This window comes from Rothia nasimurium (assembly GCF_014217215.1).
GTDB classification, from domain to species: domain Bacteria; phylum Actinomycetota; class Actinomycetes; order Actinomycetales; family Micrococcaceae; genus Rothia; species Rothia avistercoris.
The window spans coordinates 663811-684574 of sequence record NZ_CP056080.1; the positions used below are offsets into that span (position 1 = coordinate 663811).

At 57.1% G+C, this 20764-nt stretch carries 29 protein-coding genes; 28 read left to right on the forward strand and 1 reads right to left on the reverse strand.

What is annotated here, in order from left to right; genetic code table 11:
• The first annotated feature begins 165 nt into the window (after positions 1-165).
• A complete protein-coding gene (gene tuf / locus HWU94_RS03150; protein WP_185174279.1) occupies positions 166-1356 on the forward strand; it encodes an elongation factor Tu in 1191 nt (396 codons plus the stop codon).
• 292 nt (positions 1357-1648) lie between these two features.
• On the opposite strand, the gene HWU94_RS03155 is transcribed toward tuf, so the two are convergent.
• A complete protein-coding gene (locus tag HWU94_RS03155; protein ID WP_185174280.1) occupies positions 1649-5086 on the reverse strand; it encodes a hypothetical protein in 3438 nt (1145 codons plus the stop codon).
• Positions 5087-5553: 467 nt separating this feature from the next.
• Here HWU94_RS03155 and rpsJ point away from each other — a divergent pair, with 467 nt between their 5' ends.
• The 27 genes from rpsJ to rpsM all read left to right on the forward strand — a co-directional run bounded on the left by rpsJ (position 5554) and on the right by rpsM (position 20733).
• Complete coding sequence (gene rpsJ / locus HWU94_RS03160; RefSeq protein ID WP_068169589.1) at positions 5554-5862, forward strand: 30S ribosomal protein S10; 309 nt, start codon at positions 5554-5556, stop codon at positions 5860-5862.
• A 14-nt stretch (positions 5863-5876) separates the two neighbouring features.
• Complete coding sequence (gene rplC, locus HWU94_RS03165) at positions 5877-6533, forward strand: 50S ribosomal protein L3 (protein ID WP_135012885.1); 657 nt, start codon at positions 5877-5879, stop codon at positions 6531-6533.
• 6 nt (positions 6534-6539) lie between these two features.
• On the forward strand, positions 6540-7163 hold the full coding sequence (gene rplD / locus HWU94_RS03170; protein ID WP_135012886.1) for a 50S ribosomal protein L4: 624 nt from the start codon (positions 6540-6542) through the stop codon (positions 7161-7163).
• Complete coding sequence (rplW, locus tag HWU94_RS03175) at positions 7163-7474, forward strand: 50S ribosomal protein L23 (RefSeq protein WP_135012887.1); 312 nt, start codon at positions 7163-7165, stop codon at positions 7472-7474. The genes rplD and rplW overlap by 1 nt, the downstream gene beginning before the upstream one ends.
• Before the next feature lie 39 nt (positions 7475-7513).
• Positions 7514-8350 carry a 50S ribosomal protein L2 gene (rplB, locus tag HWU94_RS03180; protein ID WP_135012888.1) on the forward strand — a complete coding sequence of 279 codons (837 nt, stop codon included), beginning with the start codon at positions 7514-7516 and terminating at the stop codon, positions 8348-8350.
• Between the two features lie 12 nt (positions 8351-8362).
• On the forward strand, positions 8363-8644 hold the full coding sequence (gene rpsS, locus HWU94_RS03185) for a 30S ribosomal protein S19 (protein WP_083090719.1): 282 nt from the start codon (positions 8363-8365) through the stop codon (positions 8642-8644).
• A gap of 65 nt (positions 8645-8709) precedes the next feature.
• Positions 8710-9075, forward strand: a complete 366-nt coding sequence (gene rplV / locus HWU94_RS03190; protein ID WP_083090720.1) for a 50S ribosomal protein L22 — start codon at positions 8710-8712, stop codon at positions 9073-9075.
• Complete coding sequence (gene rpsC / locus HWU94_RS03195; RefSeq protein ID WP_185174281.1) at positions 9076-9873, forward strand: 30S ribosomal protein S3; 798 nt, start codon at positions 9076-9078, stop codon at positions 9871-9873.
• Positions 9874-10290: a 50S ribosomal protein L16 gene (rplP, locus tag HWU94_RS03200; protein ID WP_135012890.1), complete on the forward strand. Its 417-nt coding sequence runs from the start codon at positions 9874-9876 to the stop codon at positions 10288-10290.
• A 2-nt stretch (positions 10291-10292) separates the two neighbouring features.
• On the forward strand, positions 10293-10526 hold the full coding sequence (rpmC, locus tag HWU94_RS03205; RefSeq protein ID WP_083090723.1) for a 50S ribosomal protein L29: 234 nt from the start codon (positions 10293-10295) through the stop codon (positions 10524-10526).
• A gap of 5 nt (positions 10527-10531) precedes the next feature.
• Complete coding sequence (gene rpsQ, locus HWU94_RS03210; protein ID WP_083090724.1) at positions 10532-10804, forward strand: 30S ribosomal protein S17; 273 nt, start codon at positions 10532-10534, stop codon at positions 10802-10804.
• 407 nt (positions 10805-11211) lie between these two features.
• The gene (gene rplN, locus HWU94_RS03215; RefSeq protein ID WP_135013742.1) at positions 11212-11583 is read left to right on the forward strand and encodes a 50S ribosomal protein L14; all 372 of its coding nucleotides are present in this window, start codon (positions 11212-11214) and stop codon (positions 11581-11583) included.
• A 3-nt stretch (positions 11584-11586) separates the two neighbouring features.
• Positions 11587-11922, forward strand: a complete 336-nt coding sequence (gene rplX, locus HWU94_RS03220; RefSeq protein ID WP_185174282.1) for a 50S ribosomal protein L24 — start codon at positions 11587-11589, stop codon at positions 11920-11922.
• Complete coding sequence (gene rplE / locus HWU94_RS03225; RefSeq protein ID WP_135013744.1) at positions 11922-12482, forward strand: 50S ribosomal protein L5; 561 nt, start codon at positions 11922-11924, stop codon at positions 12480-12482. The genes rplX and rplE overlap by 1 nt, the downstream gene beginning before the upstream one ends.
• A 67-nt stretch (positions 12483-12549) precedes the next feature.
• The gene (gene rpsH / locus HWU94_RS03230) at positions 12550-12948 is read left to right on the forward strand and encodes a 30S ribosomal protein S8 (RefSeq protein ID WP_135013745.1); all 399 of its coding nucleotides are present in this window, start codon (positions 12550-12552) and stop codon (positions 12946-12948) included.
• A 24-nt stretch (positions 12949-12972) separates the two neighbouring features.
• A complete protein-coding gene (rplF, locus tag HWU94_RS03235) occupies positions 12973-13509 on the forward strand; it encodes a 50S ribosomal protein L6 (protein ID WP_185174283.1) in 537 nt (178 codons plus the stop codon).
• A gap of 2 nt (positions 13510-13511) precedes the next feature.
• Positions 13512-13871 carry a 50S ribosomal protein L18 gene (gene rplR, locus HWU94_RS03240; protein ID WP_185174284.1) on the forward strand — a complete coding sequence of 120 codons (360 nt, stop codon included), beginning with the start codon at positions 13512-13514 and terminating at the stop codon, positions 13869-13871.
• The gene (gene rpsE / locus HWU94_RS03245; protein ID WP_185174285.1) at positions 13871-14554 is read left to right on the forward strand and encodes a 30S ribosomal protein S5; all 684 of its coding nucleotides are present in this window, start codon (positions 13871-13873) and stop codon (positions 14552-14554) included. Before rplR ends, rpsE begins: the two co-directional genes overlap by 1 nt.
• Entirely contained in the window at positions 14554-14763 is a 210-nt protein-coding gene (gene rpmD, locus HWU94_RS03250) for a 50S ribosomal protein L30 (RefSeq protein ID WP_135013749.1), read from the forward strand. The genes rpsE and rpmD overlap by 1 nt, the downstream gene beginning before the upstream one ends.
• Positions 14764-14765: 2 nt before the next feature.
• The gene (gene rplO, locus HWU94_RS03255) at positions 14766-15218 is read left to right on the forward strand and encodes a 50S ribosomal protein L15 (protein ID WP_135013750.1); all 453 of its coding nucleotides are present in this window, start codon (positions 14766-14768) and stop codon (positions 15216-15218) included.
• A 219-nt stretch (positions 15219-15437) separates the two neighbouring features.
• Positions 15438-16748, forward strand: a complete 1311-nt coding sequence (gene secY, locus HWU94_RS03260) for a preprotein translocase subunit SecY (RefSeq protein WP_185174286.1) — start codon at positions 15438-15440, stop codon at positions 16746-16748.
• Positions 16745-17308, forward strand: coding sequence for an adenylate kinase (locus tag HWU94_RS03265; protein WP_185174287.1), 564 nt, complete (start codon positions 16745-16747; stop codon positions 17306-17308). The genes secY and HWU94_RS03265 overlap by 4 nt, the downstream gene beginning before the upstream one ends.
• Positions 17309-17417: 109 nt before the next feature.
• A complete protein-coding gene (map, locus tag HWU94_RS03270; RefSeq protein WP_185174288.1) occupies positions 17418-18251 on the forward strand; it encodes a type I methionyl aminopeptidase in 834 nt (277 codons plus the stop codon).
• Between the two features lie 54 nt (positions 18252-18305).
• On the forward strand, positions 18306-19487 hold the full coding sequence (gene rlmN / locus HWU94_RS03275) for a 23S rRNA (adenine(2503)-C(2))-methyltransferase RlmN (RefSeq protein ID WP_185174289.1): 1182 nt from the start codon (positions 18306-18308) through the stop codon (positions 19485-19487).
• Between the two features lie 238 nt (positions 19488-19725).
• Complete coding sequence (gene infA / locus HWU94_RS03280) at positions 19726-19947, forward strand: translation initiation factor IF-1 (RefSeq protein ID WP_083090737.1); 222 nt, start codon at positions 19726-19728, stop codon at positions 19945-19947.
• Between the two features lie 143 nt (positions 19948-20090).
• Entirely contained in the window at positions 20091-20204 is a 114-nt protein-coding gene (rpmJ, locus tag HWU94_RS03285; RefSeq protein ID WP_004005257.1) for a 50S ribosomal protein L36, read from the forward strand.
• Between the two features lie 160 nt (positions 20205-20364).
• Complete coding sequence (gene rpsM / locus HWU94_RS03290; protein ID WP_083090738.1) at positions 20365-20733, forward strand: 30S ribosomal protein S13; 369 nt, start codon at positions 20365-20367, stop codon at positions 20731-20733.
• Positions 20734-20764: the final 31 nt, after the last annotated feature.

Here is a 20764-nt window from a genome sequence, read left to right on the forward strand (position 1 = left end):
GAGCCGCACCGCTTTTCAAAAAAACCTAGTAAATGAACCCGCATTCGGGTTTCGCCCCACCGGTCTTATCCGCTATTGTGGTAGCTAGACCGCCTTTTACGGCGGAGTGCGCCGGTGTGAAACCCGAGTGCAGGTTCTCAAATCTTCTCTATAGGAGGAATACTCTTGGCTAAGGCTAAGTTCGAGCGCTCCAAGCCTCACGTAAACGTCGGTACCATCGGTCACGTTGACCACGGTAAGACCACCCTGACCGCTGCAATCTCCAAGGTTCTGGCTGACAAGTACCCCGACCTGAACGAGCAGCGCGACTTCGGTATGATCGACTCCGCTCCTGAAGAGCGCCAGCGCGGTATTACCATCAACATTGCTCACATCGAGTACCAGACCGAGAAGCGTCACTACGCACACGTTGACGCCCCCGGTCACGCTGACTACGTCAAGAACATGATCACCGGTGCTGCTCAGATGGACGGCGCAATCCTCGTTGTTGCTGCCACCGACGGCCCCATGGCTCAGACCCGCGAGCACGTTCTGCTGGCTCGCCAGGTTGGCGTTCCCACCCTGCTCGTTGCTCTGAACAAGTCAGACATGGTTGAGGACGAGGAACTGCTCGACCTCGTTGAAATGGAAGTTCGCGAACTGCTCTCCTCACAGGAGTTCGACGGCGACAACGCTCCCGTTGTTCGCGTTTCCGCTCTGAAGGCTCTCGAAGGCGACCCCGAGTGGGTTGCTAAGGTTGAAGAGCTCATGGACGAGGTCGACAACTACATTCCCGACCCCGTACGTGAGAAGGACAAGCCCTTCCTCATGCCCATCGAAGACGTCTTCACCATCACCGGTCGCGGTACCGTTGTTACCGGCCGTGCAGAGCGCGGTACCCTCAAGATCAACTCCGAAGTTGAAATCGTTGGTATCCGCCCCATCCAGAAGACCACCGTTACCGGTATCGAGATGTTCCACAAGCAGCTCGACGAAGCATGGGCAGGCGAGAACTGTGGTCTGCTGCTTCGCGGTCTGAAGCGCGACGACGTAGAGCGTGGTCAGGTTGTTGTTGAGCCCGGCTCAATCACCCCCCACACCCAGTTCGAGGCTAACGTCTACATCCTTTCCAAGGATGAAGGCGGCCGCCACAACCCCTTCTACTCGAACTACCGCCCCCAGTTCTACTTCCGCACCACCGACGTTACCGGTGTTATCACCCTTCCCGAGGGCACCGAAATGGTTATGCCCGGCGACAACACTGAGATGACCGTTGAGCTCATCCAGGAAATCGCAATGGAAGAGGGCCTCGGCTTCGCAATCCGCGAAGGTGGCCGCACCGTTGGTTCAGGTCGCGTAACCAAGATCATCAAGTAAGTCTGACTTACCCTAAGATCTGCAACTACCCCTAGGGTAGAAGCGCAAGGGCTGGCCCCGCAGAGAAATCTGTGGGGCCAGCCCTTTTTGTGCTTGAGGGCAAATATTTTGGGGTGAAGGGGCACGCCCTTGCACGGGCCTGGGCGGGCTCATGGTGGTAGGGTCGCCTGTGCTGTGCTGTGCTGTGCTGTGCTGTGCTGTGCTGTGCTGTGCTGTGCTGTGCTGTGCTGTGCTGGCATAAAAGTGGCCCGCCGGAACACATTCCGACGGGCCGCGTCAACTATGAGGTAGGCTAGCTGCCCTTTGCCCAGGGGGCAACTGGGGGAGCGGACTGCTGCTCAGCAGGTTTCTGCGCCTGCTGCGGAATGTTTGTAGGTGCAGCTGTCTGTACCGCTTGCAGTTCGTGGTGTTGAGCTACAGAGGGCTGAGCTACTGTTCCAGCAAAAGGCTGGCTCTGAGTAGGTGCAGGAGTGGCCACCTCAGGCCCTGACACTGGAGGTGTTGTAAGAGCAAGGGGAGCTTCCGGGTCGTCGTCCTTACGTGCCAGTAGCCGCCAGATAACTATCCCGATGAGCAGGAAGCCTAGACCGAAGAGGGTAAAGATATTGATACCACCCAGTAGGTACAGCACCTGGTAAGTCATCAGAACCGTGACCAGAATAGGCTGGAGGGCTAGCCTAAAGACTGCTGAGGCTCCCAAAAGCACAAGGGAGACACAGACCATGAGTAGTCGGTCAGTTAGGGATAGCTGGCCAACATAGGTTTGCAGCGCTACAACCAGGAGCCCCTGGACGCTGAAGGCCGTCCAGAACAGCTCTTTCTTGGGTTTATGATGCTCTGCAAAGAGGGGGACTTTGCTGAGCCACAACAGCATCGAAAGGCTCATGACAAAGGCCTGGCAACCGTAGAAGAAGGAATTATCCAGATCGTGTGCAATAAAAATCCGTAGCAGAGCGACATTGATTCCAACAATCAGGACAGTCGGTTGGTACTGTGTTTTGACCTGAAGGGCCCAGTACAGGGTAAGTACAAGTGCTGCAAGAACCGCAGGTGTAATATCCTCTGCGATAAAGGCAAGCGCGAGGATAAAGGAAGCATAAGCTGCACCGCTGAGAGCTATAGCCCTATTGTGGTGGTATCCCCATCTGCCGAGGTAACTCTGTTCGTGCGCTGGTAGTGGATTCGCAAGTTCGGGGAAGAAAACTGCACACAGTTTTGCGCCTACGCCAACTACGACTCCGCTGACCAATAGTCCATACCCGTTCAGCATTCCCTGCGACGTTGTAAAGAGGGGGAGCATAACCAAGGTGAGGGCTTGCAGAGCTAGCGCTGACTGGGCAACGGTTGTTTCCTCTGCCCTGGAGACCCGGAACCAGGCTATTAGGAGCGCTAGGAGGACTAAAGCAGAGAGCAGACGGTGCCCGTTTGTATCTGATGAATGTAGGGTCCCTGCGAAGACGAAGGTAAGGACCAGTGCCATAGCGCTGAGGAAAAGTGCGGCAAATTTCTCGTAGTTCTTCTGCGACCCATCGGAGAAACCGTAGGCGAAAATCGATACTACCGCGAGAGTAGCAAATATGGCGCAGATGAGGAGAACCTGGGTATCCAGCGAATAGGTGTTCTCAGCGAAAAGAATCAGGAAGCCGCCCCACGCCAGTAGAGCTCTGATCAAAATTCCACAGTGAATACGTGCTTTTGCCGTGACCGTCTTGAAGACTGACATGAGGCCAATCATCATGCCGGCAAGGACCACAAGTTCGTGGCTGAGAGAGTACCGCATTGAGACCGAGATGAGCAGGGCTACTACCGATGAGTACAGCACGAAGATCAGCAGTTTCGGTGACTTATCGACAGCAACAGGAATGCTGACGATCTGAGGATTCACCTGTGCTTGAGCCGGTGGTTGGGCGCTGAGCTTCTGCCCGGGGGGAATAGAACTCTGATCGGTGCCCTCAAAGAAACGCAGATTCTGGGGAGAAAGAGGAACGCTTTCGAGATTCTGAACTGTCTGGTAGATGGCCGTTTTGGTGTAGTACCCCAGGCCAATGACTACCAATAGGGAGCTGAGCACAACACCAAGAAATAGTGCCTCTGCGATGCTGCCAACTAGAGCGACCGAGTTATAGCTATCAGAGGAGGCAGAGCTGTTGTGCAGAACTGATAGGTGGCAGATTGGTGGAAGTAGTATCGCCATCCAGGCAGCACAGTGATAAGCCAATGAGAGGTGATTCGGTAGCCCGTCTTGGTCTACCGGTCGGGTCAGCACCGTGTATAGGTAGTTCACGGCACAGCCTAGGCCGATGATGTAGAAAGTGAGGGCTGGTGAAGTTCCCCAGCTTTTGGGGATGATCAGTATCGCTAGCGTGCTCAGTAGGAAAGGAGCCGCATAAGCAACTGCTCTGCGAACCCGGCCTGGGTAATATATTAGGAAGACTGCCGCGGCTTGACCGATGAGCCCTGCAAGGATTCCGTGCCAGCTCATGGTCCAGAGCATGAGGAAAGCCTGGGCACAGGCTATCAATGGCAGATAGGGGCGCAGCCGTTCACCCCTTGAAAGAAGTACGAGGGCAACCGCATTGAGAGCAAGAAGAACAACCGTGATGATGATGGCGAAGAGATAGCCGCTCTCATAAGAATCGGGAACCAAAAGAGCAGGGAAGAAAGCGCCGAGCTCGAATACCGAATTAAGGTTGCCTAGCGAAACAAACAGAAGTAGCTGGGCTACACCGTAAGTAATAGTGGCGTCGAGGTGTTGCTTGTACTTGGGGAGTGGCACCTTAAGAAACAGAAGCAGGATTGCTGAAATCAGCAGTAACAGCGCTGGTAGGTAAAAAGCTTTAAAAACCAGGGGTGGGTTTTCGCTGGTGGAGCCGACTGCGGTGAAGAAGCAGGTAGCAAGGAAAGAATAGGTACGAGCTTCAATAAAGTGAAGTAACGGAAAGTCAACGGTGAAGAAGATGAGCGAGTAGATTGTTCCTGCCGCAAAAATTACCCCGAGTTCCCAGAGCTCCAAATGCTGGTAGGTGACAAGCGCCGCGAGCATAGTGAGCGGAACGAAGACCCTGGAAGAGTCTCTAAAGCCGTCGTGAAGCTGCTGGGGGAGTCGATGGCTACTAGCTTTGGTAAAGAGCTCTAGGGCGCAGGCCAGCAGAAGAAGGCTGATGAAGTACCAAATCAGGCCGACCTGAAGCGTTTTAGAAACAGCTAGGACGTCGGAGATGATGAAAGCCAGCGCCAGGTACGACATAACTCTGGCCTGCATGAGAAGTAGTGCACCTATGACGGCTACCGTGCCTATGAGCGAGACAAGTAACCAGAGCGAAGCCCCTGAGAAAGTCCAGATGAGCCTGTAAGCTGCGATACCGCAAAACGGAATGAGAGCCAGGCCCGTTGAAGTAAAAGAGTAAGAGGCTAAACGCAACCTGGGCACCCACTTATAGGTAGCTAGGCCGGCGGCATAGATAATGCCGGTGAAGAGGGCCAGAAGAGTAATCTGGAGCGGCGGAGTGCCTACAGAGTTAACAAGAAGGGCAGCTGCACTCAGAATGAGCAGGCTACCCAGGTACAGCGCAATATTGAGAAAGAGGTTCTCCAGAGCCCTTTTAGAGCGAACCGTGGTAAAGCGAGCAAGCCAGGAGGGGGCACTGGACGGGCCGGAACTGGGTAGCCCGGCATCGCTCTGCGGTGGCTGAGTATGGTTTTCGGGAGGGACATTTGGGGTAGTACTCATAGGCATATGCTAGTCGCAAGCGACTTTTGAACGGGAGACGAGCCAGCAAAATGTCCTGAAAAGTGGAAAAAGAAGCAACTTGTGGATAAATAATGTGTGCCTTGGCACTTCCTTCTACAAAATCTTGCTAAGAGTAGGTAACTCTGGCATGATTGAGTACGTTGTTCAAGCGTTTGCCCGCTGAAAGTAGCCACACATCGGTTCTGATAGGTGGTGAAGGCAAACCCAAATATGACCCAATCGATCAGTTCGAGGGAAAAGTGCGCTCCTTTTTGCCCTAGCAAAAAAGCGACACGCCCGAGTTCGGGGGTCGGTGCCTCGGTAGGGTGAGGAACCCGGCAAATGTCGGATTCAGCCTACGCAGAGGTGGCGCGAAAGAGACGAAGAATCATCTCTTTACCTCAAGCGCCAGATAAAGGAGCAACCGCTCCGTTACAGGGAAGTAGACAAGAAAGAGAGTCCGACAGATGGCGGGACAGAAAATCCGCATCCGTCTGAAGTCATACGACCACGAGGTCATTGATTCTTCAGCTCGGAAAATCGTTGAGACAGTTACGCGTGCAGGCGCGACGGTAGTAGGCCCCGTGCCGCTGCCCACCGAAAAGAACGTTTACTGTGTTATCCGTTCGCCTCACAAGTACAAGGACAGCCGCGAGCACTTCGAAATGCGCACGCACAAGCGTCTGATCGACGTCGTTGATCCGACCCCCAAGGCTGTTGATGCCCTCATGCGTCTTGACCTTCCGGCAGACGTAAACATCGAAATCAAGCTGTAGAGGATCGCATCTAAATGACTAACAAGTTCGAGCGCCAGGTTAAGGGCCTGCTGGGCACCAAGCTTGGCATGACCCAGGTCTGGGACGAAAACGGCAAGTTCGTGCCCGTTACTGTCGTCAAGGCCGATTCCAACGTTATTACCCAGCTGCGCAACGCTGAGACCGATGGCTACGAAGCTATCCAGATCGGTTTCGGTGCAATCGAAGCTCGCAAGGTAACCAAGCCCCTCGCCGGTCACTTCGAGAAGGCAGGCGTAACTCCTCGCCGTCACCTCGTTGAACTGCGTACCTCAGACGCCGCTGAATACTCACTCGGTCAGGAACTGACCGTTGAGCTCTTCGAAGCAGGCCAGAAGGTCGACGTAGTTGGCAAGACCAAGGGTAAGGGCTTCGCCGGTGTTATGAAGCGTCACGGCTTCGCAGGTGTAGGTGCATCACACGGTGCCCACAAGAACCACCGTAAGCCCGGCTCAATCGGTGGCGCATCATACCCCGCACGCGTTTTCAAGGGTATGCGCATGGCAGGCCGTATGGGCGCTGCACGCCACACCACCATGAACCTCACTATTCAGGGTGTAGACGCCGAAAACAACGTTCTTCTGATCAAGGGTGCTATCCCCGGTCCTAAGGGCGGCGTTGTTCTGGTTCGCACCGCTGTGAAGGGAGCCTAATAAACCATGGCTGTCAAGACCGTAAAGGTAGACCTGCCCGCTGATATCTTCGACGCTCAGGCATCTATTCCCCTGCTTCACCAGGTAGTAGTAGCCCAGCTCGCAGCAGCACGCCAGGGTACCCACAAGACCAAGAACCGCGGCGAAGTTTCCGGCGCAGGTCGCAAGCCTTTCAAGCAGAAGGGCACCGGCCGCGCACGTCAGGGCTCAATCCGTGCACCCCACATGACCGGTGGTGGCATCGTACACGGCCCGACCCCGCGTAGCTACGCACAGCGTACCCCCAAGAAGATGATTGCAGCTGCACTGCGCGGCGCTCTCTCAGATCGCGCTCGTCACGACCGCGTTCACGTTGTCGAAGCTCTGGTAGAAGGCACCAAGCCCTCCACCAAGGCAGCAAAGGCAGCAATCGCAGAGATCACCAGCCGTAAGAACGCACTGGTTGTCATCGACCGCAAGGACGACCTGGTAGCACTGTCAGCACGCAACCTTGAGAACGTTCACGTCATCTACGCAGATCAGCTGAACACCTACGATGTTCTGATCTCAGACGACGTCATCTTCACCAAGGATGCCTACGACGTATTCGTCGCAGTTGCTTCCAAGGCTAAGAAAGAGGCTGCTAAGTAATGTCTGTTACCACCTCAACTTTCAAGGATCCCCGCGACGTGATCATCGCTCCCGTCGTGTCGGAAAAGAGCTACGGTCAGCTCGACGAAGGTAAGTACACCTTCCTCGTAGACCCCCGCTCCAACAAGCTGGAAATCAAGCAGGCCATCGAGACCATCTTCGATGTCAAGGTTGCTTCCATCAACACCGCTAACCGTCAGGGCAAGCGCAAGCGCACCCGTTTCGGTTGGGGTGCTCGTAAGAACACCAAGCGTGCGATTGTAACCCTCAAGGAAGGTTCAATCGACCTCTTCGGCGGTCCGGCTGCATAAGCACCGGAGACCACTTTAGCGAAGGAAAGAAATATCTAAATGGGTATTCGTAAGCACAAGCCGACGACCCCGGGTCGCCGCGGCTCGAGCGTCTCAGATTTCGCAGAAATCACCCGCTCAACCCCGGAAAAGTCCCTGGTTCGTCCGCTCCCCAAGAAGGGCGGCCGTAACAACACCGGTCGCATCACTACCCGTCACAAGGGTGGTGGCCACAAGCGCCAGTACCGTCTGATCGACTTCCGTCGTCACGACAAGGACGGCGTCGACGCACGCGTTGCACACATCGAGTACGATCCCAACCGTACCGCCCGCATCGCTCTGCTCCACTACGTTGATGGCACCAAGCGTTACATCATCGCCCCCAACAAGCTTGCTCAGGGCGACATCGTAGAGTCAGGTCCCTCTGCCGACATCAAGCCCGGCAACAACCTGCCCCTGCGCAACATCCCCGTTGGTACCGTGATTCACGCTGTTGAGCTCCGCCCCGGTGGCGGCGCTAAGATGGGCCGCTCCGCTGGCGCATCCATCCAGCTGGTCGCGAAGGAAGGCAAGTACGCCCAGCTGCGTCTGCCCTCCGGCGAAATCCGCAACGTGGACGTCCGCTGCCGCGCAACCGTCGGTTCCGTCGGTAACGCCGAACAGTCCAACATCAACTGGGGTAAGGCCGGCCGTAACCGCTGGAAGGGCATCCGCCCGACCGTCCGCGGTGTCGTCATGAACCCCGTTGACCACCCCCACGGTGGTGGTGAAGGTAAGACCTCAGGTGGCCGTCACCCGGTTAATCCCAACGGTAAGCCCGAGGGTCGTACCCGTCGCCCCAACAAGGAAAGCGACAAGCTCATTGTTCGTCGCCGTCGTACTGGCAAGAAGCGCTAAGGAGCCTGAAACATGCCTCGTAGTTTGAAGAAGGGCCCTTTCGTTGATCAGCACCTTTTCGTAAAGGTTGCAGCTCAGAACGAGAAGGGCACCAAGAACGTTATCAAGACTTGGTCCCGCCGCTCGATGATTATCCCCGACATGCTCGGTCACACCATCGCAGTGCACGACGGACGCAAGCACGTACCCGTGTTCATCACTGAGTCCATGGTTGGTCACAAGCTCGGCGAGTTTGCGCCCACCCGTACTTTCCGTGGCCACGTTAAGGACGACCGCAAGGGTAAGCGTCGCTAAGCTACGGTTCACCCCGTACCTTAGAAACGTTTTCCTTTCGGCAATAGACGAAAGAGAGATAGGCAATGGAAGCCAAGGCAACTGCGTCTTACGTACGCGTTACGCCTATGAAGGCACGCCGCGTCATCAACCTTATCCGTGGTAAGCAGGCGGAAGAGGCTCTGGCGATTCTGAAGTTCGCTCCTCAGGGGGCTTCAGAACCGGTATACAAGATCGTTGCATCAGCTGTTGCAAACGCTCGCCAGAAGGCTGCCCAGCAGGGCGTCCCCTTCAAGGAAGAAGAGCTGTTCATCAGCGAAGCATACGCGAACGAAGGTCCCACCATGAAGCGATTCCAGCCTCGTGCACAGGGCCGTGCGTTCCGCATCAACAAGCGCACCAGCCACATCACCGTGGTAGTCGCTACCCCGGAGAAGGAGGAGGGCCGCTAAATGGGTCAGAAAATTAACCCCAACGGTTTCCGACTTGGCATCACCACCAACCACGTCTCAAAGTGGTTCGCTGACTCCAACAAGGAAGGCGAACGCTACGCAGACTTCGTTCGTGAAGATGTAAAGATCCGCGAACTCCTGTCCAAGGGCATGGAGCGCGCAGGTATCGCCAAGGTCGAAATCGAGCGTACCCGTGACCGCGTCCGTGTGGACATCCACACCGCACGTCCCGGTATCGTTATCGGCCGCCGCGGCACCGAAGCTGACCGCATCCGCGGTGAGCTCGAGAAGCTGACCGGCAAGCAGATTCAGCTGAACATCCTCGAGGTTGCTAACCCCGATCTGTCAGCTCAGCTGGTTGCACAGGGCATCGCAGAACAGCTCGCTTCACGCGTTGCTTTCCGCCGCGCCATGAAGAAGGCAATCCAGTCCGCACAGCGTGCAGGCGCAAAGGGTATCCGTATCCAGTGCTCCGGCCGTCTGGGAGGCGCTGAAATGTCACGTTCCGAGTTCTACCGCGAAGGCCGTGTGCCCCTGCACACCCTGCGCGCGAACATCGACTACGGCTTCTTCGAAGCAAAGACCACCTTCGGCCGCATCGGCGTTAAGGTTTGGATCTACAAGGGTGACCTCACCGACAACGAGCTTGCTGCACAGCAGGCCGCTGGTAACCGTCGTGGCAACGGCCGCGGTGGCGACCGTCGTCGCGCAGGTGGTCGTGGTCCCCGCCGCGAACGTCGTTCCGACAACGCTTCAGCACCCGCTGAGGCTAAGACTGCAGAAAACGGTGAGGCATAAATGCTAATTCCCCGTCGAGTAAAGTACCGCAAGCAGCATCACCCCAAGCGTTCAGGTATGGCTAAGGGTGGCACCGAGGTAGCGTTCGGCGAGTGGGGCATCCAGGCCCTGACTCCCGCATACGTCACCAACCGCCAGATTGAAGCTGCACGTATTGCAATGACCCGTCACATCAAGCGTGGCGGTAAGGTTTGGATCAACATTTATCCCGACCGTCCGCTGACCAAGAAGCCTGCTGAAACCCGTATGGGTTCCGGTAAGGGTTCACCCGAATGGTGGGTCGCAAACGTCAAGCCCGGCCGAGTCATGTTTGAACTCTCCGGCGTATCCGAAGAAGTGGCTCGTGAAGCTATGCGCCTCGCAATCCACAAGCTCCCGATGAAGGCACGCGTTGTGCGTCGCGAAGGTGGTGAATAGAAATGGCAGTTGGATCAAAGGATCTGAGCATCGACAAGCTGGCAGAGCTCTCCAATGAGAATCTGGTAGAGAAGCTGCGTGAGTCGAAGGAGGAGCTGTTCAACCTCCGTTTCCAGGCAGCCACCGGTCAGCTTGAAAATCCCGGTCGTATCCGCTCGGTCAAGCGCGACATTGCACGTATTTACACCGTGCTGCGTGAACGCGAGCTCGGTATTCGTCCCGCAACCGAAGGTTAAATCACATGAGTGAAGTAAAGACTGAAGAGCGCGGCTACCGCAAGACTCGCCGCGGCTACGTAGTGTCCGACAAGATGGACAAGACCGTAGTCGTCGAGGTCGAGGACCGCGTAAAGCACGCCCTGTACGGCAAGGTTATGCGCCGTAGCTCCAAGATCAAGGCACACGACGAGCAGAACACTGCTGGTATCGGTGACCTCGTTCTCCTGGCCGAGACTCGTCCGCTCTCCGCTTCCAAGCGCTGGCGCATCGTCGAGATCCTCGAAAAGGCTAAGTAAACACTCCGTTTACTCAAGCTACGAGCTAGCTAGAGCTCCCCTTCCCCTCATACCGAGGGGGAGGGGAGCTCTCTATTTTTAAGGGTGCTAGCTCACTGCCTAAGAGTGGTGCATCTCTCTAGGCTGGCAGCCCCTGCTGTGGTAAAGTTTTCATTCTGTGTGGTTCTCTATACCCACACAACCACGGTTCTTTTCGTGCCACAGCATAATGCCGCTCAAAGGCGGGGTTCGCCCGCTAACGCGGGTCTAGATGTTCGTCGGCATGATAGGAGCCCAGGCGTGTCCGCCAACTCTTTGACTCAATCAAGGGCTATAAGAGACCGGCGCGTCAACATCCCGTAGAAATGTTCCGCAAGGCTGGCTCACAAAATACCGTGTGTCGGAACCGGCGAGACGACAGGAGAAATATGATTCAGCAGGAGTCACGACTCAAGGTTGCTGACAACACCGGTGCGAAGGAAATCCTGACCATCCGTGTTCTCGGTGGCTCAAAGCGTCGTTACGCAGGCATTGGCGACATCATCGTCGCAACCGTCAAGGACGCAATCCCCGGCGGTACCGTAAAGAAGGGCGATGTTGTTAAGGCAGTAGTCGTCCGCACCAAGAAGGAAGTTCGTCGTCCCGACGGCTCCTACATCAAGTTCGACGAGAACTCAGCAGTAATTCTCAAGAACACCGATGGTGACCCCCGTGGCACCCGTATCTTCGGACCTGTTGGCCGCGAACTGCGCGACAAGAAGTTCATGAAGATCATTTCACTTGCTCCGGAGGTGCTCTAACTCATGGCTAAGATCAAGTCTGGCGACCTGGTACAGGTTATTTCAGGTGCAGATAAGGGTAAGCAGGGCAAGGTTCTGAAGGTATTCCCGAAGACCGAGCGCGTGCTGGTTGAAGGCGTTAAGATCGTCACCAAGCACAACAAGGCTAACCCCATGACCGGCGAAGCTGGCGGCATCGAAAAGGTTGAGGCACCGATTCACGTTTCAAACGTTGCAATCGTTGATCCCGAGACCAAGAAGCCGACCCGCGTTGGTTACCGCCTCGAGACCGTAGAGCGCAATGGCAAGGAACGCACCGTTCGCGTTCGCGTTGCCAAGAGCTCGGGTAAGGACATCTAATGACCGAAGCAAAGATTACCCCTCGTTTCAAGACTAAGTTCAACGAAGTAGTCACCCCCGCCCTGCAGGAAGAGTTCAAGTACGAGAACGTCATGCAGGCACCGAAGATCGTTAAGGTCGTCGTTAACATGGGTGTTGGTGAAGCTGCTAAGGACGCGAAGCTCATGGATGGTGCTATCCGCGACCTCACCGCTATTACCGGTCAGAAGCCGCTCGTTACCCGCGCGAAGAAGTCCATCGCACAGTTCAAGCTGCGTGAAGGTCAGCCCATCGGCGCACACGTTACCCTCCGTGGCGATCGCATGTGGGAGTTCCTCGACCGCCTCGTCACCCTGGCACTTCCCCGTATCCGCGACTTCCGCGGCCTCTCGGACCGCCAGTTCGACGGTAACGGTAACTACACCTTCGGTCTGACCGAACAGTCCATGTTCCACGAAATCGATCAGGACTCAATCGATCGCGTACGTGGTATGGACATCACCGTAGTAACCACCGCAAAGACCGACGATGAAGGCCGTGCGCTTCTGAAGGCACTCGGCTTCCCGTTCAAGACCCAGTAACGACTACGTTATAGGTCCGCACCGAATCACGGTGAGGAAACCATAACGAGGAAGGGCTCAGCCCACCATGACTATGACAGATCCTGTCGCAGATATGCTGACCCGTTTGCGCAACGCAAACTCAGCACATCACGACACCGTGTCAATGCCTTACTCCAAGCTCAAGGCTCGCATCGCCGAGATCCTCAAGGCTGAAGGCTACATCGCTGATTTCAAGGAAGAGGAAGCAAAGGTCGGTAAGACCCTCACCCTCGAACTGAAGTTCGGCCCCTCACGTGAGCGCTCCATCGTAGGCGTTCGCCGCATTTCCAAGCCGGGTCTGCGTGTATACGCAAAGTCCACCAACCTGCCCCAGGTACACGGTGGCCTCGGCATCGCAATCCTGTCAACCTCTTCAGGTCTGCTCACTGACAAGCAGGCTGCGAAGAAGGGTGTTGGCGGCGAAGTCGTCGCTTACATCTGGTAGTCGGTAGAAGAGAAAGGAAGAAGAATGTCACGTATTGGACGTCTCCCCATCTCGGTTCCTGCCGGCGTTGAGGTAAAGATCGACGGCAACGTAGTTGCTGTTAAGGGTGCAAAGGGCGAGCTGACCCACGAGGTTGCTGCTCCCATCACCGTTGCACTCGAAGACGGTGTTGTCACCGTTTCCCGCCCGAACGATGAGCGTGCATCACGTTCACTACACGGCCTGACCCGCACCCTGATTCAGAACATGATCATCGGTGTTACCGAGGGCTACTCCAAGAAGCTCGAAATCGTTGGTACCGGTTACCGCGTAACCGCTAAGGGTTCCGACCTCGAGTTCGCACTTGGCTACTCACACCCCATCACCATCGAAGCACCCGAGGGTATCACCTTCGCTGTTGAGGGCGCTAACAAGCTGACCGTTTCCGGTATCAGCAAGCAGCAGGTAGGCCAGGTAGCCGCTAACATCCGCGGTCTGCGCAAGCCCGATCCCTACAAGGGTAAGGGTGTTCGCTACGAAGGCGAGCAGATCCGTCGCAAGGTCGGAAAGGCTGGTAAGTAACAATGGCTGTAAAGACTAAGTCAGCACAGCGCGCACGCCGTCACGCACGCGTCCGCAAGTACGTTTCAGGCACCGCAGCACGCCCCCGCCTGTCCGTCACCCGCTCAGCTCGTCACATGTTCGTACAGGTTATCGACGATACCAAGGGCCTGACCCTGGCATCAGCTTCCACCATGGAAGCAGACCTGCGCACAGCAGAGCTGGACAAGACCGCTAAGGCAAAGCGCGTCGGCGAACTGGTCGCCGAGCGTGCCAAGGCAGCAGGCATCGAAGCAGTTGTCTTCGACCGCGGTGGTAACAAGTACCACGGCCGTGTCGCAGCAGTTGCAGAAGGCGCACGCGAAGGAGGTCTGGCACTCTAATGAGCGAGCAGACTGTAAACGAAAAGGAAACTCAGGTGACTGAAGCAACCGCAGAAGCTACCGCTGAAACCTCCGAGAAGCGCGAAGCCCGCCGTAACGAGCGCGGCGAACGCCGCGGCAACCGCGGTGACCGCCGCAACAACCGCGGCCGCGAAGAAGAGAAGGACAAGTTCATCGAGCGCGTTGTCACTATCAACCGCGTCTCCAAGGTCGTCAAGGGTGGTCGTCGCTTCAGCTTCACCGCACTCGTCGTTGTTGGTGACGGTAACGGTATGGTTGGCGTTGGCTACGGCAAGGCGAAGGAAGTTCCCGCAGCTATCTCAAAGGGTGTAGAAGAAGCAAAGAAGAACTTCTTCCGCGTACCCCGCGTTGAAGGCCGCACCATTCCTCACCGCGTTCAGGGTGAAGCAGCAGCAGGCGTAGTTATGCTCCGCCCCGCTACCGCTGGTACCGGTGTTATCGCTGGTGGTCCCGTTCGTGCCGTACTTGAGGCAGCAGGCATCCACGATGTTCTGTCCAAGTCACTCGGTTCATCGAACCAGATCAACATTGTCCACGCGACCATCGAAGCACTGCGTCAGCTCGAAGAGCCCGTAGCAGTTGCTGCACGCCGTGGTCTTCCCCAGGACGAGGTTATCCCCGGCTTCCTGCGTGTCGCTCAGTCTGAAAAGGCAGGTGCGTAATGACCGGTAAGCGTATTCAGCCCAGCGACGCAAAGCTGGAAATCACCCAGATCAAGTCCTACGTCGGCGAGAAGCAGAACATGCGCGACACCCTCCGTTCCCTGGGCCTCAAGCGCCCCGGTAACAAGGTTGTTCGCACTGCTGACCCCGTCACCTGCGGCATGATCAACACCGTAGCTCACCTGGTTCAGGTTGAGGAGGTCAAGTAAAGATGGCAAACAACGACGCTATCAAGATTCACGATCTGCGCCCGGCTCCGGGTGCCCACAAGGCTAAGACCCGCGTAGGCCGCGGTGAAGGCTCAAAGGGTAAGACCGCAGGTCGCGGTACCAAGGGTACCAAGGCACGTTACCAGGTTCGCGCTGGCTTCGAAGGTGGTCAGCTTCCGCTGCACATGCGCCTTCCCAAGCTGCGCGGCTTCAAGAACCCCTTCCGCACGGAGTACCAGGTTGTTAACCTGGACCGCATCGCGGAACTGTTCCCCGAGGGCGGCGACATCACCGTTGACGCTCTGGTAGCAGCTGGCGCAGTTCGCAAGAACGAACTGGTCAAGGTTCTGGGTACCGGCGAAATCTCAGCGGCCTACAACGTAACCGTTGACAAGGTTTCTGAGTCAGCTAAGGCCAAGATTGAGGCTGCTGGCGGTTCTGTAACCGTCAAGTAGTTCCATGACGTACCGGGGGTAACCCCGGGGACGGCAAACTATTGCGGGGTGCCCCGCTCACTTCGGTGGGTGGGGCACCCCGCTTTTTCGTTCTGAGGACCTGCGCTACACACGAATGAGCATTAAGCGATAGACTGGAGAAGATTGTGTAATTGCTTCGATCGCTCGTTCAGTTAGGACGTTCGGGGCACCCCAAATTTTTCTTTCACAGGAGGACATGTGCTGACCGCTTTCGGACGGGCATTCAAGACGCCCGACCTGCGCAATAAGCTGCTGTTCACCCTGGGTATTATCGTGATCTACCGTGTGGGCGTCTTCATCCCCGCCCCCGGTGTCTCCTATGGAAATGTGCAGCAGTGCCTGTCGACCGTTACCGCAACCGGTGGCGTTTACGACATGATTAACCTCTTTAGCGGTGGCGCCCTGCTCCAGCTGTCGATTTTTGCCCTGGGCGTTATGCCTTACATTACCGCGAGCATTATTGTTCAGCTGCTTCGCGTGGTCATTCCCCGCTTCCAGCAGCTCCATGAGGAAGGCGCGCAGGGGCAGACCAAGCTGACCCAGTACACCCGTTACCTCACCATTCTGCTGGCCCTGCTGAACGCTACCACCATCGTCTCGTTGGCTCGTTCCGGTATGCTCCTGCAAGGTTGCACCCTGCCGATCATCCCCGATGACGGTATCTGGAACATTCTGCTGATTATTACCGCTTTGACCGCAGGTACCGGTGTGGTCATGTGGCTGGGTGAACAGATTACTGAAAAGGGCGTGGGCAATGGTATGTCCCTGCTAATTTTCACCTCAATCGCAGCGTCCTTCCCCTCCGCTTTTGGTTCCATTCTGCAGACCCAGGGCTGGGGCATCTTCTCCGCAGTTGTAGCGGTCGGCCTGCTGGTCATCGTAGCCGTTGTCTTTGTTGAACAGTCCCAGCGCCGCATCCCCGTTCAGTACGCCAAGCGAATGATTGGCCGCCGTACCATCGGCGGTACCACCACCTACATTCCTCTCAAAGTCAACATGGCCGGCGTTATCCCCATCATCTTCGCTTCCTCCATGCTGATGGTGCCCGGCCTCATCGCCCAGTTCAACACCCCCTCAGACGGCTCAGCCCCGCCTGAATGGGTCAACTGGATCAACACCTACCTGGTCATGGGCGATCACCCGCTCTACATGACCCTCTACTTCCTGCTCATTCTGGGCTTCGCCTACTTCTACGTTTCCATCACCTTCAATACCGAAGAAGTTGCGGGCAACATGAAGAAGTACGGCGGTTTCATCCCCGGTATCCGCGCAGGACGTCCCACCCAGGAGTACCTGAGCTACGTGCTCAACCGTATTACCCTGCCCGGCGCCATCTACGTAGCAGTACTAGCGCTCCTGCCGCTGGTAGCCTTCGTCCTCTTCGGCGCCAACCAGAATTTCCCGCTCGGCGGTGCCTCACTGCTGATCGTTATTGGTGTCGGTCTTGATACCGTCAAGCAAATCGACGCCCAGCTCCAACAACGCAACTACGAAGGACTACTACGATGAACCGTCTGCTCATCATTGGCCCTCCCGGCGCCGGCAAAGGCACCCAGGCCGTCAAAATCGCTGAAAAGCTGAACATCCCCGCTATTTCCACCGGAGACATCTTCCGCAAGAACATCAAGGAAGAAACCGAGCTGGGCAAGGAAGCCAAGAGCTACATTGACTCGGGCAACCTGGTTCCCGACTCCGTGACCAACCGTATGGTCCGAGCCCGCCTGGCTGAAGACGACACCGCCAACGGCTTCCTGCTCGATGGCTACCCCCGCAACACCGCCCAGGTCGGTGAACTCGACACCATCCTCGCAGATATGGGTCAGGAAATTGGCCAGGTTCTGCTGCTCGTCGCTGACAACGACGAACTGGTCGAACGTCTGCTGGGCCGTGCCGCTAAGGAAGGCCGCTCAGACGACAACGAAGAGGTCATCCGCCACCGCCTCAAGGTCTACGAAGAAGAAACCGCACCCCTCGTAGCTATCTACACTGAGCGTGGCCTCGTGACCGAAATCGACGGTCTCGGAGAGATCGACGAAGTCACCACCCGAATCATGGACGCACTCAAGTAAACGTCCGCTGCACCTGTGCCCCCGGTCATTGCGGGGGCACAGGCTTTTAAAGTACACTGGTGTATTTTGACTCCACTACGCCCCACAAACCTAGCCAGGAAAGAGCACTATGCGCCGCATCGAATACAAAACAGACCGCCAGCTTGCTGAAATGGCCAGAGCAGGTGTGATCACCTCCCGTGCCCTGGACGCAGCGGTAGCAGCTGCCGCCCCCGGCGTCACCACCGCCGAACTCGATACGGTCTTCCGCGGCGTCCTCGCAGAACACGGCGCGGGCTCCAACTTCCTGGGCTACTATGACTACCCAGCAACCATCTGTACCTCAGTCAACGACGAGGTCGTTCACGGAATCCCCGGACCCCGCGTCCTGCACGACGGAGACATGATCTCCATTGACGGCGGTGCTACCGTCCAGGACGCCCGTGGCACCACCTGGCACGGCGACTCAGCCCGTACTGCCCTCATTGGCGAGGTCTCAGACGCCCGCCGTGAGCTCTCAGAAATCACCCGAGCAGCACTCTGGCACGGCATCGCAGCCCTCGCCACCGCCAAAAAAATTGGTGAAGTCGGCTTCGCCATCGAAAACTTCGTTCGGGAAGAAACCGGCGACAAATACGGGATCATCGAAGACTTCGTGGGCCACGGCATCGGTACCTCCATGCACATGGCCCCCGACGTCCTCAACTACGCCGCCCGCGACCTCGGCCCCCGCGTCAAAAAGGGCATGGCCTTCGCCATCGAACCCATGCTCGTGACCGGTGGAATCGAAACGGTCACCCTCGACGACGACTGGACCATCAAAACCGTCGATGGGGGAGACGCCTGCCAGTGGGAACACTCCGTCTGCGTGCACTCCGAAGGTATCTGGGTTCTCACCGCAGAGGACGGCGGCGCCTCCGAACTCTCCAAACTCAGCGTCACCGTCAAACCCATCCCTGCCTAAACCGCGCAACCCAACCTCCAGCGTCCGCCCCGCATCGCACCGAAAGCAGCAGCCATGACCGAAACCACCAGCGTCCCCCTGGAAATCTCCAGCGCCCGCCCCGAACCCGGCCAGATCATCCTCAAAGCCCCCCGCCGCGGCAAACCCCCACGCCACATCGCAGACTTCGACATGGCCGGCCGTCGCGCTTTCCTCGAAGAACTTGGCTACAAGCCCTTCCGAGCCGCCCAGCTTTCCAAACACTACTTCGAACGCCTCGTCAACGACCCGACCCAGATGACCGACCTGCCCGCAGCAGAACGCGAAAAAATGGTCGCCGACGCCATGCCCCAGCTGCTCACCACCGTCCGCACCCTCGAAGCCGACGGCGGCGACACCCTCAAAGTCGTCCACCGCCTCTTCGACGGAGCCCTCGTCGAATCCGTCATCATGCGCTACGACAACCGCGTCACCATGTGCATCTCATCCCAAGCAGGCTGCGGCATGAACTGCCCCTTCTGCGCCACCGGCCAGCAGGGACTCACCCGCAACCTCTCCACCGCCGAAATCGTCGAACAGGTCATCGCAGGCGCCCGCTACCTCAAAGACATGAAAGGCCTCGAACAGGCCGAAGGCGGCTCCGAAGACACCCGCCCCCTGCGCGTCTCCAACATCGTCTTCATGGGCATGGGTGAAGCCCTCGCCAACTACAAAGCCACCATGGGCGCCGTCCACCGCCTCATCGACCCCGCCCCCGAAGGACTCGGCATCTCAGCCCGCGGCATCACCATGTCCACCGTCGGACTCGTCCCCGGCATCCGCAAATTCGAACTAGAAAAACTCCCCATCACCCTAGCCCTCTCCCTGCACGCTCCCGACGACGAACTGCGCGACGAACTCATCCCCATCAACCAGCGCTGGAAAGTCGACGAAACCCTCGACGCCGCCTACGACTACTACCGCACCACCGGCCGCCGCATCTCCATCGAATACGCCCTCATCCGCGACATCAACGACCAAGGCTGGCGCGCCGACCTCCTCGGCAAAAAACTCGCCTCCCGCGGCCGCGGCTGGGTACACGTCAACCCCATCCCGCTCAACCCCACCCCCGGATCCAAATGGACAGCCTCCCGCAAGGGTGTCGAACAAAACTTCGTCGAACGCCTACGCGCCCACGGCATCCCCACCACCGTACGCGACACCCGCGGAAGTGACATCGACGGTGCCTGCGGCCAGCTGGCAGCTAAGGAAGACTAAATGCTGACGCGCAGCAGATACGCATAAGCCCCGGGTCTTAATGTGAAGCTCGCTATGTTTTGCGAAAACCATTAACATTCCGGGGCTTTTGCCGTATATTAGTTTGTTGGTTGTCTGTGCCATGCGTTTAGTACGCAAGCGGAGCGGTACCCGAACCCGGGAGAACGCACCGAACACAGAAAAAACACTACCAAGAGCCCCCAAGACACCTTGGGAGCACGAAAGTAAAGCGGAGGATATGGCCAAGAAAGACGGCGTCATCGAGATTGAAGGTACCGTGGTCGAAGCACTGCCCAACGCATCATTCCGCGTTGAGCTGGACAACGGACACAAAGTACTTGCACACATCTCAGGCAAGATGCGTCAGCACTACATTCGAATCCTGCCTGAGGACCGAGTAGTAGTCGAGCTCAGCCCCTACGACCTCTCACGCGGTCGTATCGTCTACCGCTACAAGTAAACACGAGCACCAAACGTCGCTAACCAGCGGCGTTTACGCCGTGTAAAAGGGGTAAACCGTTCTCCCACCGGTTAGCCGGACACAGAACCTCTTACCCCGCCCGTCCAAAAGCATTAGCTGAAACATCAACGCAAAGGAATGCGATGAAGGTCAAGCCGAGCGTTAAGCCGATCTGCGACAAGTGCAAAGTGATCCGCCGTCACGGTGTGGTCATGGTGATCTGCGAAAACCCGCGCCACAAGCAGCGTCAGGGCTAATCACTAGCCAACGCTGACAAGACCACCCCACCAGGTGGCACAACAGAAAATGGCACCGCTCCTGCCCACAAAAGCAGGATACCTCCGGGCACAGAGGCCGGGGACCGGGACAACCGGGCAGTGATGTCACAGACCTCTGCGAAAACAAGGAGAACGCCCCATGGCACGTCTCGCTGGAGTCGATATTCCCCGCGAAAAGCGCGTGGAAATTGCTCTTACTTACATCTACGGCGTGGGCAAGACCCGTGCAAAAGAAGCGCTTGCTGCAACCGGTGTTGACCCCAACACCCGCGTCAAGGACCTTGACGATACCCAGCTCGTAGCACTTCGTGACTTCATCGAAGGCAACTACAAGGTTGAAGGTGACCTTCGCCGCGAGGTTGCTGCCGACATCCGCCGCAAGGTAGAAATCGGTAGCTACCAGGGTCTGCGTCACCGCCGTGGCCTTCCCGTACACGGCCAGCGCACCAAGACCAACGCACGTACCCGCAAGGGCCCGAAGCGTACCGTCGCAGGTAAGAAGAAGTAAACAGTGTTGCCTCAGTCTTGCACATCGCGTA